This window comes from Cupriavidus sp. 05L411 (assembly GCF_056398045.1).
On the sequence record NZ_JBFTOQ010000005.1, the window covers coordinates 126,616 to 142,074 of the forward strand.

Below are 15,459 nucleotides of genomic sequence, written 5' to 3' on the forward strand. Positions count from 1 at the left end.
GCACTGGAGTCCACACCCATGACCGCTATCAACGCAGTCGCCGATCTCGCCGTGGAAGGCGATATCGCCATCCTGACGCTCAACTCGCCGCCGGTAAACGCACTGTCCGCCRCAGTCCGCGCCGGCATCCTCGATGGCGTCGAGCGCGCCATCGCCGACAGCAACGTCAAGGGCATCGTCCTGACCTGCGCGGGCAAGACCTTTATCGCCGGCGCCGACATCACCGAATTCGGCAAGCCGCCGGTTGGCCCGTCGCTGGCCGACGTGCAAGCCGCAATCGAAGGCTCGCCCAAGCCCGTGGTCGCCGCCATCCACGGCACCGCGCTGGGCGGTGGGCTGGAAGTCGCGCTGGTCTGCCACTATCGCGTGGCAGCCAGGTCCGCCAAATGCGGCCTGCCGGAAGTCAACCTCGGCCTGCTGCCCGGCGCTGGCGGCACGCAACGCCTGCCCCGCATCGTCGGCCCCGCCAAGGCGCTCGACATGGTGACCTCGGGCGCCCACATCGGCGCGGCCGCCGCCGCGGAGATGGGCCTGTTCGACCTGGTGACCGAAGACGCCGCGCTGCGCGCCGGCGCCATTGCCTTCGCCAGGCAGGTCAACGCCGAGCAGCGCCCGCTGCGCAAGGTGCGCGACCTCAACGAGAAAGTGGAAGCCGCGCGCGGCAAGCCGGAGCTGTTCGCCGACTTCCGCCGCGCCAATGCCCGCAAGTTCCGTGGCTTCGACGCGCCCGAGTACAACATCCGCTGCATCGAGGCCGCGGTCAACCTGCCCTTCGACGAAGGCATGAAGGTGGAGCGCAAGCTCTTCCTGGAGCTGATGAACGGCACGCAATCCGCCGCGCAGCGCTACTACTTCTTCGCCTCGCGCCAGGTCTGGAACCTGCCCGACGTGCCAGCCGATACGCCGGTCATCGACGTGAAGAAGGTCGGCATCATCGGCGCGGGCACCATGGGCGGCGGCATCGCCATGAACATGCTCAACGCCGGCATTCCCGTCGTGATCGTGGAAACCGCGCAAGAAGCGCTGGACCGCGGCGTGCGCACCATCCGCGCCAACTACGACAACACCGCAAAAAAGGGCCGCATCACCGCCGCCGATGTCGACAAGCGCATGGCGCTGCTGACCCCGACGCTGGAACTCGGCCAGCTGGCCGATGCCGACCTGGTCATCGAAGCCGTCTATGAAAACATGGACGTGAAGAAGAACATCTTCGGCAAGCTCGACAAGATCGTGAAGCCCGGTGCCATCCTGGCCACCAACACCTCCGCGCTCGACGTCAACGAGATCGCCCGCGCCACGTCGCGCCCGGAATCCGTGATCGGCCTGCACTTCTTCTCGCCGGCCAACGTCATGAAGCTGCTGGAAGTGGTACGCGGCGACAAGACCTCCAAACCCGTCATCCGCACATCGATGGAGCTGGCCCGCAAGATTGGCAAGATTGCCGCACTGGTGGGCGTGTGCCCGGGCTTTGTCGGCAACCRCATGCTGGCCCAGCGCCAGCGCGAAGCGCAGAAGCTCGTGCTCGAAGGCGCGCTGCCGTGGGACATCGACCGCGTGCTGTACAACTTCGGCTTCCCGATGGGGCCATTCGCCATGAGCGACCTGGCCGGCCTGGACCTGGGCTGGATCCGCGAGAAATCCAGCAGCTCCACGCTGCGCGAGATTCTGTGCGAGATGGACCGCCGCGGCCAGAAGACCGGCGCGGGCTACTACGACTACGACGAGAAGCGCAATGCCATCCCCTCGCCCGTGGTCGAGGGGATCATCCGCGACTTTGCCGCCAGGCAGGGCAAGACCAGCCGCGGGGTCTCCGAGCAGGAGATCCTGGAGCGCTGCATCTACCCGATGATCAACGAAGGCGCGAAGATCCTGGAGGAAGGCAAGGCCATCCGCGCCTCCGACATCGATGTAGTGTGGGTCAACGGCTACGGCTGGCCGGTGTACCGGGGCGGCCCGATGTGCTATGCGGACACGATCGGGCTGGACAAGGTACTTGCAGCCATGAAGCACTTCGAGGCGACGCTCGGCGCGGACTTCAAGCCGGCCAAGCTGCTCGAGGACCTGGTTGCGCAGGGCAAGAAGTTCAGCGACCTGAAGTAGGCAGTTCCGGCGCTGCGTGCCGATGCGCCCCCTTGGCCGGCCCGGCCTTGGGGGCCATGTAGCGCCGCAGCTCCACCCACTGCCACGACAGCAGCGCCGGGATGCCGAAGAGCACCTCGCGCGCGCGCTTGACCAGTGCCAGCGACAAGGCCACCTGCGGGTCGACGCCAAGCAGGTGGCCCAGCAGCATCATCACCGCCTCCTGCACGCCAAGGCCGGCCGGCACGAAGAAGGCCACATGGCGCACGGCCTGCGTCAGCGACTCGATCGCCAGCGCCTGCCAGAGCGGGACGGGATGGCCCAGCAGCCACAGCGCGAACCAGATCTCCGCCGCGCCCAAGGCCAGGCCGGCGAACTGCCAGCACAGCGCGGCCAGCAACTCGCCGCGGCGCGCATTCAGCGCACGGATCTGCGCGTCGAGCCGGGCGCCGTCGATCAGCGCGACCACCCGGTGGTCCGCGCCGAACAAGCGCCGCGCGGCGCCCTCCAGCCGCTCGAACAGCGCGCTATGGCGCAGCGAGAGCGCAAACAACACTGGCACCGGCAAGGACAGCAGCAAGCCAGCCAGGATCACCCAGGCATGACCATCGCCGCCACCGAGCGCCAACAGCAGCAGCACCACACCGAGCGCGGAGAACAGGTACTGCGCGAACAGCGTCACCATGACTTCCACCACGATGCTGGCGGTCACTGCCGTGGTATCCGCGATGCGCAGGCGGGTCAGCCGGATGCCGACCAGCTCGCCACCCACACCCACGGTAGGCAACAGCCGGTTGACCGCCTCGCGCACGGTGGCCACCCACCACAGGAAGGCGAGGCCGGCGGACTCATCCGGATCGGCTGACGTCAGCAACACCCGCCAGCCTTGCGCGTCCAGCAGCAGCGGCAGGGCGTGGAAAGGAACCAGCAGCAGCAGCGGCCAGCCAGCCTGGCCGACGATGCGGCCAATGTCGGACGCGCCTTCGTGCAGCACCAGTGCCGTCAGGGCCAGCATGCCCAAAAGCCCGGTCAGGTAGATCAGGCGCTTCATGCGGGGGCCAGGGCACCGGGCGCGCCAAAGATGTCGGTAAAGCCGCCGCGACGCACACCGGCGCGCTCCAGCGCCTCGCGCACGCGGGGCGACAGCAGCGCGGCCAGCTCGTCGGCATGGCGATAGCCACGCATGCTGGGCGCGACCTCGGCGCCGGAGACCACGCCGGGATGCAGGTAGATCTCGCCCACGCCCGCCGGCAGCTCCACCAGCGCGGCCAGCAAGGCGGCTTCGTCCATGCGGCCGCTATTGGCAATGCCAAGCACGTAGTCGTTGTGGGCAATGCCGGCCAGGTCCAGCCGCCTGCGCAACAAAGCCAGCCAGGGCCGCAGCAGCAGCGGCGCCGCAGGCTCGCTGGGCAGGCGCATGGCGTGCAGGCCGAACTCGCGGCCGATCTGCAAGATCAGGGACAGCACGGTGGGATGCAAGTGGAAATGCTTGTGGGTGTTCACGTGGTCCAGCGTCAGCCCGGTGGCGGCGAACGCCTCGAACTGGGCGCGGATCTCCGCGGCCAGCTGGCGCCGCACATGCGGCAGGAAGAAAAAGCGGAAGCCGTCGCGCGCCATGGCCGAGCCGAAGCGGCCATGCGCATCCACCAGCGCCGGAATGGCGGCCGGGGCCAGCACGGCAGGGCCGTCGGCCAGCACCACATGCAGGCCCACGCGCAAGCGCGGCAGGCGCCTGGCGCGCGCCACCGCATCGGCGGCCGCACTCGCGCCCACCATCAGGCTGGCGGCGTTCAGCACGCCATCGCGGTGCGCCAGCTCCACCGCTTCGTTGACACCGCCGTGCAGGCCGAAATCGTCGGCGGTGATGATCAGGGCACGCCGCGCAGGATCAGACACCACAGGATCGCTAGCCAGGGTCAGGCCTCGTGCGAGCGCAGGAAGCGGAAGAACTCCACCCCTTCGCGCAGGCGGCGCTTCATCATTTCCCAGCTGCCCAGCATCTCGCGCACGATCTCCCAGATCTTGCTCGGGCGGAAGTAGAAGCGCTTATAGAACGTTTCCACGCCGTGGTAGATCTCTTCCTTGCTCAGGTGCGGATAGCTGATCGCGGCCAGCTGCACGCCCTTGTCGTTGACCAGGTTGATGACCTTGTTGTCTTCCAGCCAGCCGTTTTCCACCGCCTGCCGGTATAGCGTGGTTCCAGGATAGGGCGCTGCCAGCGAGACCTGGATCGTGTGCGGGTTGATGTCCTTGGCGTAGGCGATGGTCTTCTCGATCGTCTCGCGCGTCTCGCCGGGCAGGCCGAGGATGAAGGTGCCGTGGATGATGATGCCGAGCTTGCGGCAGTCCTCGGTGAAGCGGCGCGCGATATCGGTGCGCAGGCCCTTCTTGATATTGAGCAGGATCTGGTCGTCGCCGGACTCGTAGCCCACCAGCAGCAGGCGCAGGCCGTTTTCCTTCATGATCTTGAGCGTGCTGTAGGGCACGTTGGCCTTGGCATTGCAGGACCACGTCACGCCCAGCTTGCCCAGCCCGCGCGCGATCTCCTCCACGCGCGGCTTGAAATCCGTGAAGGTGTCGTCGTCGAACATGATCTCCTTGACCTCGGGCATGTTCTCCTTGATCCATTTGACCTCGGCGATCACGTTCTCCGGGGAGCGCGTGCGATAGCGGTGCCCGCCCACGGTCTGCGGCCACAGGCAGAAGGTGCACTTGGAGCGGCAGCCGCGCCCGGTATAGATCGAGACGTAGGGGTGCTTCAGGTAGCCGATGAAGTAGTTGTCGATCTTCAGGTCGCGCTGGTAGATGGGTGCCACGAAGGGCAGCTCATCCATGTTCTCGATCATCGGGCGCGGGCCGTTATGCTCCTGCGAGCCATCGGGCAGCTTATAGCTCAGGCCAAGCACGTCCTTGAGTGGCTTGCCGGCGGCCACCTCCTGGCAGGTGTAGTCGAATTCCTCGCGGCACACGAAATCGATGGCGGGGCTGGCGCCGAGCGTGCCGCCGGGGTCGACGGCGGGCTTGGCGCCTACCATGCCGATCATCACCCCTGGGTGGCGTGCCTTGAGTTCTTCCGCGAACTTGGCATCAGTGGGAAAGGACGGCGTGCTGGTGTGGATGATGACCAGTTCATAGCCGGCGGCGATATCCAGCGTTTCCTGCACACCCAGGCCGTCGGCGGGCGCGTCGAGCACGCGGCTATCCGGCACCAGCGCGGCGGGCTGCGCCAGCCATGTCGGGTACCAGAACGATTTGATCTCGCGCTTGGCCTGATAGCGCGAGCCGGCGCCGCCGTCAAAGCCATCGAAGGAAGGCACCTGGAGGAAGAGGGTTTTCATAGCAGCCTCGGGGGATTCAAGCCGTTTGTCGAAAGGGACGACTGGCGTTCCGGCACGCCATTGTCCGTCCCCTCCGTCATCAAGGGAAGGGGGCGAAGCGTTACGCCAGCCCCCTGGTAAGGTTCCATGCCCGCACGCGCCGCCGGCGCGCGCGGCTGCAGCGGCGCCTCGGCTGTGGGAGGGTCTCGCACCGGCAATATCCGATCGCGCCAACGTACCTGCGATCCGGCCAGGGCAACCGCCCACTCCACGAGCAGCAAGATATCACGCAGTGGCGCCATCAGCGCGGCGCCGGGGCCGCCAGCCAGGAAACTGCGTGCCAGGCCGCCCAACACCACCGCGGCCAGCACCAGCGGCTGTGGCGAAAGCCAGGCGGCCAGCGCCAGCATCGGCCAGGTGAACGTGATGAAGGTGAAGGCGAAGCCAGCCGGATTGAGCGAGCGGATGGTGCGCATCCACCGCAATTCATGCGCCCAGAGATCACCAAGACTGGATTCCGTCACATCGGTGGTGACCATCTCATCCGACAGCACCGTCTCCAGCCCCTGGCGCCGAACCAGCTCGCCCAGCCAGAAATCGTCGGCAAGACGGTTGGAGAGCGCTTCGAACCCGTCAATTGCGGCCAGCGCGTCACGCCGCAGGGCAATGGTGGCGCCAAAGGAAAAACTGCGGGAGCCGCCCGCGTGGGCGATCCGCACCGAAGGCGCGAACCAGTGGTCGATAAATCCCGCCCCCAGGCGCGACCAGAAGCCGCCGACCGGATGGCCGCGATACAGGCAGGTCACTACACCGACCGGGGCATCGGCCAGGGGGGCGGTAACGCGTGCCAGATAATCCGGCGCCACGGCAATGTCGCTATCGGCGACCACCAGCCATGCGTGGCGCGCGCGGGCGCAGAGGTTGATCAGGTTGCTCGCCTTGAGATTGCTGCCATGCACCCGGGGATCGATGACCAGGTCGATCTCGCAGGCGGGGAAGTCGGCGCGCAAGCGCTCCACGACGCCAATGGCGGGATCGTCGGCAGCGCGTACGCCAAACACGATCTGGTAGGCGGGGTGCTGTTGTCGGCACAAAGTGGCCAGGTTTTCGTAGAGCCGGGGCTCGGCGCCACAGAGTGGCTTGAGCACGCTCACCGGGTGAACGCTCGTGCTATCCGGGGCTACGCAGGCGGGCGCCGGGCCGGGCGAGGAGCGCCGGCTGAGCCACGCCGCCATCACCGCATATCCTGCCGCAAGCCATGCCACTGCCGGACCAGCGAGCCCACCCAACGTCATTTCGGCCAGTCCTCAAATTAAGGTTTTGACTAAAGTTGTACGGTATAGCGTAAATACTTAAGGAAGTATTAAGGGGAAATATGACGTACAGAAGTTATTTCGTCCACTAGAAAGATCGCTGATGGCGTGGGGACAAGGTGGGGTACGTCAATCAGACAAGAAAGATATTGATAACAATTCTTGTTACTTTTATTTATATCGGAAGGGCCAGGGCCTGAGACAGGCCCTGAGCACCAGCTACGCTCAGAGCGTCTCGCCCGCCTTGAGCACGCCTGCCGCCTGCAAGGAAGCGTCGAGCCACGCCGGGCGCAACGCCTGGCCGGACCGGATGCCGTCGATCCGCTTTCGCTCCGCCGCCACCTTCCCGGCCGCCCGCCCGATCAGCTCGGCCACCTTTTCGCGCTCGACCACCACCACGCCATCGGCGTCGCCGATGACAAGATCACCGGCCCTGACCGTGACGCCGCCGCATTGAATCGGATGGTTGACGCGGCCGGGCACAAGCTTGGTGGGACCATTGGGATTCGTGCCCACGGAGTACATCGGAAAGCCCAGCTCGCGAATCTCATCGGCGTCGCGCGATGCCGCGTCCAGGACCACCGCTGCCACGCCAAGCGCCTTGCACTGGTTCGTCATGATGGCGCCCATCAGCGCGCAAGACTGGTCGCCCTTGCCGTCCACCACAATCACATCGCCTGGCTTTGCGAGCGCCATGGCGGCGTGAATCATCAGGTTGTCCCCCGGACGGACTTCGACCGTGAGCGCGGTCCCGCAGAAGCGGCTCGCGCGATCGAGCGGTGCGATGCGCCCGTGCATGCCGCCCCGGCGCCCCGCCACATCCGCGAAGATCGAAGCGGCGAACTGAGACGCCTGCTCGATCAGGTCCGGGCGAACACGCTCGAAATCCCGGACCATATCCGGCAGATTGCTCTCGATGTCGATATCCATGTCGATGTCCATGTCATGTCCCTTTAATTCAGCGTGACGTTGGCTTCCTTGATCACGCTGACCCATTTGCGCTTGTCGGTGGCCAGGAACTCGCGGAATTTATCCGACGTGCTGCCAACCACCTCCATGCCGTCCTGACTCAGGCGCTGCGCAATCTCCGGCTGGCGCAGCACCTGCGCCACGTCGTGCTGCAAGCGCGCCACCACGTTGGCCGGCGTGCCCTTGGCCGCGCAAAGCCCGGTCCACGCCACGGGGTCAAAACCCGGCACGCCCGACTCCGCGAATGTCGGCACGTCGGGCAGCGACTGCAGGCGCTGCAGCGACGCCACGCCAAGCACGCGCAGCTTTCCGGATTTCGCGTAAGGCAGTGAGCTGATGGGCTGGTCGAAGATCAGGGAGACCTGGCCGCCAAGCAGGTCCGTCATGGCCTGGCCCGTGCCCTTGTAAGGCACATGGACAATGTTGATGCCGGCGCGCAGCTTGAGCATTTCACCCGCGAGGTGGCCCGCCGTGCCATTGCCGGACGAAGCGAAGTTCAGCTTGCCTGGATTGGCCTTGGCATACGCAATCAGTTCCCTGACGTTGTGGATGGGCAGCGCCGCGTTGACCAGCGCGATATACGGCGTGTTGGCGATCAGGGACACCGGGATGATGTCGGTCTGCGGATCGTAGCTGACCTTCTGCAAGGACGGCTGGATGGACAGCATCCCCGTGGTGCAGATCATCAGGGTGTGGCCATCGGCGGGCGCTTTCAGCATGGTGTCGGCAGCGATGTTGCCGCCGGCGCCGGGGCGGTTGTCGATGAGCACCTGCTGGCCCAGGGCCTCGGACAGCTTGGGCGCCAGCAGACGGGCGACGATATCGTTCGAGCCACCAGGAGAAAAGCCCACAAGGATGCGGATCGGCCTCGAGGGATACGCGGGCTCGCCATGGGCAGCCGTGGCAAGCAGCGGCAAGCCCGCCGCGACGAGGCGAAGACACTTCAGCAGAAAGTTCATGGTGCGCCCTGGTGGATGGAGTCAAGGAAGGTCGTGCGATGCCTAGCGAATCAATGCGGCGGCCGCGGCTTCGATCCGGCGGCAGCCCTCGTCCAGCTGCGCCATGCTGGCGGCGAACGAAAGCCGGAAGTGCGTATCGACGCCGTAGGCGGAACCCTGCAGTACCGCGAGATCCTGCGAGTCCAGCAACCAGTTGACCCAGTCGTCGCTGGACCGGATCACCGAGCCGTGCGGTGTGCGCGCGCCGATCAGCGCTTCACACGACGCAAAGACATAAAATGCGCCCGCTGGCGCCTGGCAGTGAATGCCGTCGACCTGCCCGAGCGCGGCAACCACCCTGTCCCGGCGCGCCTGGAACACCGCCTTGTTGGCCGCGATGAAATCCTGCGGGCCATCCAGCGCCGCGATCGCCGCGGCCTGCGCCACCGAATTGGCCCCGGAGGTGCTCTGCGATTGCAGCTTCACCATCGCCTTGATGAGCGGCGCCGGCGCGCCGGCGTAGCCGATGCGCCAGCCCGTCATCGCGTAGGCCTTCGAGACGCCGTTGATGGTCAGCGTGCGCGCCTTCAGTGACGGAGCGGCTTGCGCAATCGTGACAAAGGCGGCGCCGTCGTAGGTGAGGTGCTCATAGATGTCATCCGTCATCACCCAGACGTGCGGATGACGCTCCAGTACCTCGGCAATGGCAACCAGCTCCGCGCGGGTATAGGCGGCGCCGCTGGGGTTGTTCGGCGAATTGAGGATCAGCCAGCGGGTCCGCGCGGAGATGGCCCGCTCAAGATCCTCGGGGGTGAGCTTGAACCCGTTCTCCGCCTGGCACGCCACGAACACCGGCACGCCACCGGCAAACAGCGTGATATCCGGGTACGACACCCAGTATGGCGCGGGCACGATGACCTCGTCGCCCTGTTGCACCGTGCACATGAGGGCATTGAAGATGACCTGCTTGGCGCCGGTGCTGACGATGATCTCGCTGGCCGCATAGTCGAGACCGTTCTCCCGCTTGAATTTTTGCGCGGCGGCGTGGCACAGCTCGGCCGTGCCCCCCACATCGGTGTAGCGCGTCTTGCCGGCCTGCATCGCGCTCCAGGCGGCTTCCCGGATGTGGGCCGGCGTCTCGAAGTCCGGCTYCCCGGCGGTGAGGCCGATCACATCGCGCCCCGCGGCGCGGAGCTCCCGCACGCGTTGCCCCGCCATGGAACTGGGAGAGGGCTTGATTCGGTTGAGTCGGTCGGTGAGCGAAAGCATGAGGCGTGGCCATGGAAGGGATCTTGGGAGAAAGTATCCGCCCCCGCGCCGGCCCGGCAAAACGAGAAATCGGATTGCGCCGGTATTCCATTTTTTCGTGATGATGGCATTGTTGGTGCGAGAATATGTCGCCGCACAGAATCGGAAATCAAATGTCTATGTCTGTCACGTTCAAGCAACTCGAAGCCTTCTACTTCTGTGTGACGCATGCATCCTTCAGCTCGGCGGCCACCAAGCTCCACGCAACGCAATCGGCAATGTCCAAGCGTGTCGGCGAACTGGAGGCAGTCCTGGGCGTGCAACTCGTCCACCGCACGCCAAAGGGTCTCGTGCCCACCCATGCCGGCAGCCGGCTCCTGACCCTCGCCGAAGAAGCCATGCGGCTGCGCGAGCGGATCGATGCCGAGGTCGGGCAGGTCGACAACCTCACCGGCACCTACCGGATCGGCGTCACCGAGCTCATCGCACTGACCTGGCTGACCAAGCTGCTCAAGGAACTCAAGAACCGGCATCCAGAGCTTCAACTGGAACCGGTGGTCGATGCGGGCATGAACCTGTTCGAAGGCCTGGAGGCAAACAAGATCGACCTGGCGATCCTGCCGGGCACGTTCTGGGGCGAAGCCTACAAAACGGTGGAGGTCGGCCGCGTGGAAGACCTGTGGATGGCAAGCCCCACCCTCGCGTTACCCGACAGGCCGCTGCGCCCCGAAGAATTTGCCCAGTATCCCGTGCTGGAGCAATCCATCGGGTCCGCGAAAAACACCTTCTACGGCGCCTGGCGCCGGGAGCATGGATTCAGGTTCAAGAAGGTATTTGCCACCAACAACCTGACCGTATTGAGAGCACTGACCATCGAAGGACTCGGCATCAGCCAGCTTGCCCTGGACTACTTCGCCACGGATATCGATCAAGGGCTCTTGCGCGTGGTAAAGAGCGACCCCATGCCGCCGCCGCTGGTTTACTCCGCCGTGTACCGGGACGATGCCTTCAGTGCGGCGCTGGATGTCATTGCCGAGGTCAGCCGGCTTGTGTGCGACTTTTCGCGTGGCCCGCATGATCTTGCGGTTGCGCGGTGAGCGCATCGAGTCCGGCAGCGGCGCATAAGATGCGCACGCTCGTTCGCGGGATCGCCACCCACACTGTTCCGATAACGTCGCATCCGCCCCACCTGCAGGTGGTTAAGCGGGTCTAGGTGGGCGAAGCAGTGCGCGATCGAGCGCGCCAACGCTCGGATCGAACCAGGTCCGAGTATTGCGTGCCCAACCGGGAGATGCTGCCCCAAGGAAATTGGAAAGGGTGTCGTAATGCACATTCGTTATATTCAATGATATATTTCGAAAGTCAAGCGGGAGCCGGGACACGATAGGTTGCCAGCGGCAACATCCGGCCCCAACTCGGCGGACTCATGACGACATCTGGATTTTTCATGGAAAGCACATCAAGGCTTGATCGGGAAGCCGTAGGGACCAAATTCTCACTGCCCGCCATGCAATACGCGCGGGACAAGACCTTCGAAGGGGTCCAGCGCATTGCCGCGGGCATTCGTCCAGGCATGACCGAAAAACAGGCCTGCGATTTTGCGCGCATCACGCTCGAAGAGTTGGGCATGCAGCGCATCTGGCATCAGATCATCGTGCGCTTTGGCCGGAACACCCTGAAAACGTTCAAGGAGCGCATCGATCCGGATCATGTTCTCGGTGAGCATGACATCTTCTTCATAGACCTCGGCATTGTCTGGAACGATCATGAAGGCGATGCGGGTGATACCTTCGTCGTGGGGGAGGACCCGGAGATGCATGCCTGCGCCGAGGCCGCGCGCGCCCTCTGGCAGGAAGTCAGCGCGCGCTGGCGTGAAGAGGGTCTTGGCGGACCGGCGCTATACCAATATGCAGCGCAGAGGGCCGAGGCCGCGGGCTGGAAGCTCAACCTCGAAATCAAGGGGCACCGCGTATCCGATTTCCCTCATGCGATCTATCGGGCGGGGGACCTGGGAGACTATGAACGGTGCCCCGGGACTGGACTGTGGATTCTGGAGATCCAGATCGCCCATCCCACCAAGTCATTCGGCGCCTTCTATGAAGACATCCTGATAGCCAGCTAACCAGCCCAGCTCGGGGAGGGGCGCGCCCCTGATCGACACTTCGCGAAGGCACTTGCCAAACACGGACTCCGTGAGATACCCGGTGCCTGCGGCTTTGTGCTGGCAGCGCGACAGGCGCGCTGGGGAATCGTGTTCGCAACGGGAGGGATAAGAAGCGTCAGCCGGCGCAAGCTCGAGGCAGTCGGCATTACCTATCAGGAACCCATGCTGCTCACGGCATCGGAGTACCCGTCACGAACGGATCTCGTGGCGTCAGCCATTCACCAGGCTCGCCGCTACTATGACATCGCCAAGCCGAAGCGCATCGTCTCGGTTGGCGATGGCCGCTGGGATCTCGAAGTGGCCGAGAAGCTGGGCATCGGCTTCATCGGAATCGGGGCGTCTGCGGCGGCCGACGTCCTGACATCGCGCGGCGCCACCGTCTTCGCCGATCTCAGGCAAGCCATGCCATGCCCGCTGGAAGGCGAAGCGCGCCATGGACGCCAGTCCTACGCCGTTGGCCAGGGCAATACCGCAACACCTCCTGTGGTGCAGCAAGAAGGCCCGCTGTTCTGGCAACGAACACTCCGGGTTACAACGAGCCTTGCGATCTCAATCCCCTCTTTCTGGGGGGTAAATTATATAAATACTCTTTATGTGAAGATTAATTAACTCTGAATTTAAAATATTAAATCTCATAGCATACGAATTTGATCTAAAGTATATGATCCATGTTTCAATCCAATAGAGGTTATTTTGGGTGCGAACTCAGAAGGCGCTTCTGGAGCTTAAACCAATAGCGCTCGACCTCGACCGGCCTGGGCCGGCCTTTCGCCGACCTCCGCTAACAATCCGGGGCTACGCCTTGCACAGTGCCTTCAGGCGTGTCCCCCGCAGCGTGGATCTGGCACGTCCTGCCTCACGATAGATAACGGCGCGGCGCGCCCGTCCGAAATACCTGCAGGAGCCTGGCACGCACTCGGCTCTTGCGCACCGGAACCTCCGCCGCGGTTACGCCGCCGCTCGATTCACGCGACTCCGCCGCGAACGTGCTGTCATGGGATGGCACGGGGCGTGGGTCACACCAAGGAGCTGCAAGATGAATCAGCTGTCCCCCGAGCAAGTCCTGGCTGCGCAGAAGGCGATGATTGACGCCACGGCAGGTCTGACGGCCAAAGCTGTCGAAGGTTTTGAGAAGCTGCTCGCATTGCAGATCGAGACGACGAAAGCCGCGCTATCCGATACTCGTGAAGGCGCGCGCAAAGCCCTGTCGGTCAAGGACCCCCAGGACTTCTTCGCATTGCAGATCGAGTTGTTCAAGCAAGCGACGGAGAAAGCACTCTCGTATCGCCTGCAATTTTTTGAAATTGCCTCCGCGACGCGGGTCGAATTCGACAAGGCAGCGGAAGCGCACTACGAGGCAAACAAGCGCGGGGTGCAGCGTCTCCTTGACGGTGCGGTGAGCACCGCGCCGGCGGGTTCCAGCGCGGCTGTCACCGCCTGGCAGGCGGCAATCGATGCAACCCACACGCTATACGAGACCATGCAGTCGACGGCAAAGCAGGCGGCGCACGTTGCGCAAAGCAGTTTCAATACGGCTGCCGAAGCGGCCTCCAGGTCTGTGAAGCAACCGGCTGCCCGAGCCGTCCGGCAGTAAGCCGCGCGATGGCCGCCTGCTCCTACGGCCGTGTCACCGACCTGGCCTTCAACGCAGTGTATGGAGGATTCGAATCATGACGACGAGGATAGCCTTGGTAACGGGGGGTATGGGGGGACTGGGCGAAGCCATCAGCACCAGGCTGCTGGAAGCAGATTGCGAGGTGGTTGTGACCCACTCCCCGGGGAACACGGGTGTTGCCAGCTGGCTGTCGCGGATGCGGGAAAGCGGACACCGATTCCATGCCTTCCCGGTCGACGTGGCCGACTATGATTCATGCCAGCTGGGTGTGGCGAGGATTCGGGCGGAGGTTGGTCCTGTCGACATTCTGATCAACAACGCCGGAATCACGCGGGACATGAGCTTCAGGAAGATGGAAAAAGCTGACTGGGACTCGGTCATGCGGACAAATCTCGATTCGGTGTTCAATATGACCAAGCCGGTGTGCGACGAAATGGTCAAGCGCGGCTGGGGGCGGATCGTGAATGTGTCGTCCATCATCGGCTCGAAAGGCGGCTTTGGCCAAACCAATTACGCCGCGGCCAAGGCAGGCATGCATGGCTTCACGAAGTCGTTGGCGCTCGAGGTGGCCAGGAGCGGCGTGACGGTCAACACCGTGTCTCCTGGGTTCATTGCGACCAAGATGGTGACAGCAGTGCCGCAGGAGATCCTGGACACCAGGATCATCCCGCAAATCCCGGTTGGCCGGCTGGGTGAGCCGGAGGAAGTGGCGGCCTTGATTGTCTACCTATGTTCGCGTGAAGCGGCTTTCCTGACCGGCGCAAACATTGCAATCAATGGGGGCCAGCATCTGCAGTGACACCGGTGGAAGCATAGCGAAGCGGCACAGCGGGTCTCGGCCTGCTCCTTCGACTGAGTAGGGGGTTAATCAGGGGGCCGCTTCATTGCCAGGGGGGCCTGCGCAGGTCATTGCTACCAGCGCAGGCCTGTCCCCAGGGATCCTGTTTCGAAAATCACGTATTGCGTTCGTTGCTTGTAGGTGGCCTCCACCCGATAGTCGGCGGGCGRCACCTTGAACAGGCAGCGCGGACCGGTGGCCTGAAACGCGGCCAGCACCTTGCCATGGCGCCGCAGCTGGACATCGACCCCCGCCAGCAAGTCGCCTTGTGGCCCCTTCGTGAAGATGACGCCGAGGTTGTATTGCTGTTCGAGACTGGTCAGCTGGTCCTGCTCCTCGACGCCCGTGCCGCCGCAGATGTAGGTGACATTGCCAACAGTCCGCGGCGTCATCAACCGCGGCCCCGAGGCCTGCTGGCGCATGACTGCCGGCTGTGTCAGCGAGGCCGCGGCCTCGGGTTGCACGATGACAGGCAGCGGTTCCGGATTTTCCGCCTGCGCCTGTGTCATTGAGGCCCGCGGGTCTGCGGCTTGTGGCATCGCCGCCGCCGGGGTTGCTAACTCGGGCGGTGTAGGCACGGCTTGCGCTTGCTGGGTCGGCGCCTCCGCCTGTGCCGGTGCCGGCTCGGACAACTCGGCCGGCTTAGTCGCGGCCTCCAGCAACGAGGTGGCGGCCTGCGCACGCGGAGGCGATGTCTCGGGCAACGATTGGGCTTGCGTGCCAAACGCGAGCGCCGCCGACGTGACGGTGAGAACAAAGCGCGCAACAGCCGCAGGGCGGGCAGTATGTGAGATTGACATGGCGTTCCCCCTCTGGAATGGTGCGACAAGACTAAACACAAGCGGCATACGCAGCTATCCGCCAGAAGTCCCACCGATTTGCGGCGTGGCGCACATTACGCCCTCCTCGCGTACCGCACCCGGGCCAGACCCAGTGAGGTAACCCGCGAGGGCGGCCCGATCCGGCGCAGACTCGCTT

Annotated in this window: 14 protein-coding genes; 6 read left to right on the forward strand and 8 right to left on the reverse strand. The window is 64.4% G+C overall.

Annotation, left to right across the window (positions count from 1 at the left end; translation table 11 throughout):
* Positions 1–18 precede the first annotated feature (18 nt).
* On the forward strand, positions 19–2,100 hold the full coding sequence (locus AC1DQR_RS07550) for a 3-hydroxyacyl-CoA dehydrogenase NAD-binding domain-containing protein (protein WP_477132820.1): 2,082 nt from the start codon (positions 19–21) through the stop codon (positions 2,098–2,100).
* Here the strand turns inward: AC1DQR_RS07550 and AC1DQR_RS07555 are convergent.
* The 7 genes from AC1DQR_RS07555 to AC1DQR_RS07585 form a co-directional block, all read right to left on the reverse strand.
* The gene (locus AC1DQR_RS07555; protein WP_416051584.1) at positions 2,084–3,130 is read right to left on the reverse strand and encodes a lysylphosphatidylglycerol synthase domain-containing protein; all 1,047 of its coding nucleotides are present in this window, start codon (positions 3,128–3,130) and stop codon (positions 2,084–2,086) included. The genes AC1DQR_RS07550 and AC1DQR_RS07555 overlap by 17 nt on opposite strands.
* Entirely contained in the window at positions 3,127–3,975 is an 849-nt protein-coding gene (hpnK, locus tag AC1DQR_RS07560; protein ID WP_477132821.1) for a hopanoid biosynthesis-associated protein HpnK, read from the reverse strand. The genes AC1DQR_RS07555 and hpnK overlap by 4 nt, the downstream gene beginning before the upstream one ends.
* 20 nt (positions 3,976–3,995) lie before the next feature.
* The gene (hpnJ, locus tag AC1DQR_RS07565) at positions 3,996–5,417 is read right to left on the reverse strand and encodes a hopanoid biosynthesis associated radical SAM protein HpnJ (RefSeq protein ID WP_150987283.1); all 1,422 of its coding nucleotides are present in this window, start codon (positions 5,415–5,417) and stop codon (positions 3,996–3,998) included.
* Positions 5,414–6,691, reverse strand: coding sequence for a bacteriohopanetetrol glucosamine biosynthesis glycosyltransferase HpnI (hpnI, locus tag AC1DQR_RS07570; RefSeq protein ID WP_477132822.1), 1,278 nt, complete (start codon positions 6,689–6,691; stop codon positions 5,414–5,416). The genes hpnJ and hpnI overlap by 4 nt, the downstream gene beginning before the upstream one ends.
* 243 nt (positions 6,692–6,934) lie before the next feature.
* A complete protein-coding gene (locus AC1DQR_RS07575; protein WP_477132823.1) occupies positions 6,935–7,651 on the reverse strand; it encodes an RraA family protein in 717 nt (238 codons plus the stop codon).
* An 11-nt stretch (positions 7,652–7,662) separates the two neighbouring features.
* Positions 7,663–8,637: a Bug family tripartite tricarboxylate transporter substrate binding protein gene (locus tag AC1DQR_RS07580; protein ID WP_477132824.1), complete on the reverse strand. Its 975-nt coding sequence runs from the start codon at positions 8,635–8,637 to the stop codon at positions 7,663–7,665.
* Between the two features lie 42 nt (positions 8,638–8,679).
* Positions 8,680–9,885, reverse strand: coding sequence for a pyridoxal phosphate-dependent aminotransferase (locus AC1DQR_RS07585; protein WP_477132825.1), 1,206 nt, complete (start codon positions 9,883–9,885; stop codon positions 8,680–8,682).
* A 152-nt stretch (positions 9,886–10,037) separates the two neighbouring features.
* On the opposite strand from AC1DQR_RS07585, the gene AC1DQR_RS07590 reads away from it, so the two are divergent.
* From AC1DQR_RS07590 to phbB, 5 genes are all read left to right on the forward strand, one after another.
* A complete protein-coding gene (locus AC1DQR_RS07590) occupies positions 10,038–10,961 on the forward strand; it encodes a LysR family transcriptional regulator (protein ID WP_416051578.1) in 924 nt (307 codons plus the stop codon).
* 350 nt (positions 10,962–11,311) lie between these two features.
* A complete protein-coding gene (locus AC1DQR_RS07595) occupies positions 11,312–11,986 on the forward strand; it encodes a M24 family metallopeptidase (protein WP_416051577.1) in 675 nt (224 codons plus the stop codon).
* Positions 11,987–12,190: 204 nt separating this feature from the next.
* Positions 12,191–12,637: an HAD family hydrolase gene (locus tag AC1DQR_RS07600; protein ID WP_416051576.1), complete on the forward strand. Its 447-nt coding sequence runs from the start codon at positions 12,191–12,193 to the stop codon at positions 12,635–12,637.
* Between the two features lie 427 nt (positions 12,638–13,064).
* Positions 13,065–13,622, forward strand: coding sequence for a TIGR01841 family phasin (phaP, locus tag AC1DQR_RS07605; protein WP_416051575.1), 558 nt, complete (start codon positions 13,065–13,067; stop codon positions 13,620–13,622).
* 76 nt (positions 13,623–13,698) lie between these two features.
* Entirely contained in the window at positions 13,699–14,442 is a 744-nt protein-coding gene (gene phbB, locus AC1DQR_RS07610) for an acetoacetyl-CoA reductase (RefSeq protein WP_416051574.1), read from the forward strand.
* Positions 14,443–14,555: 113 nt separating this feature from the next.
* Here phbB and AC1DQR_RS07615 read toward each other — a convergent pair whose 3' ends face one another.
* The gene (locus AC1DQR_RS07615) at positions 14,556–14,990 is read right to left on the reverse strand and encodes a hypothetical protein (protein WP_477132826.1); all 435 of its coding nucleotides are present in this window, start codon (positions 14,988–14,990) and stop codon (positions 14,556–14,558) included.
* Positions 14,991–15,459 lie beyond the last annotated feature (469 nt).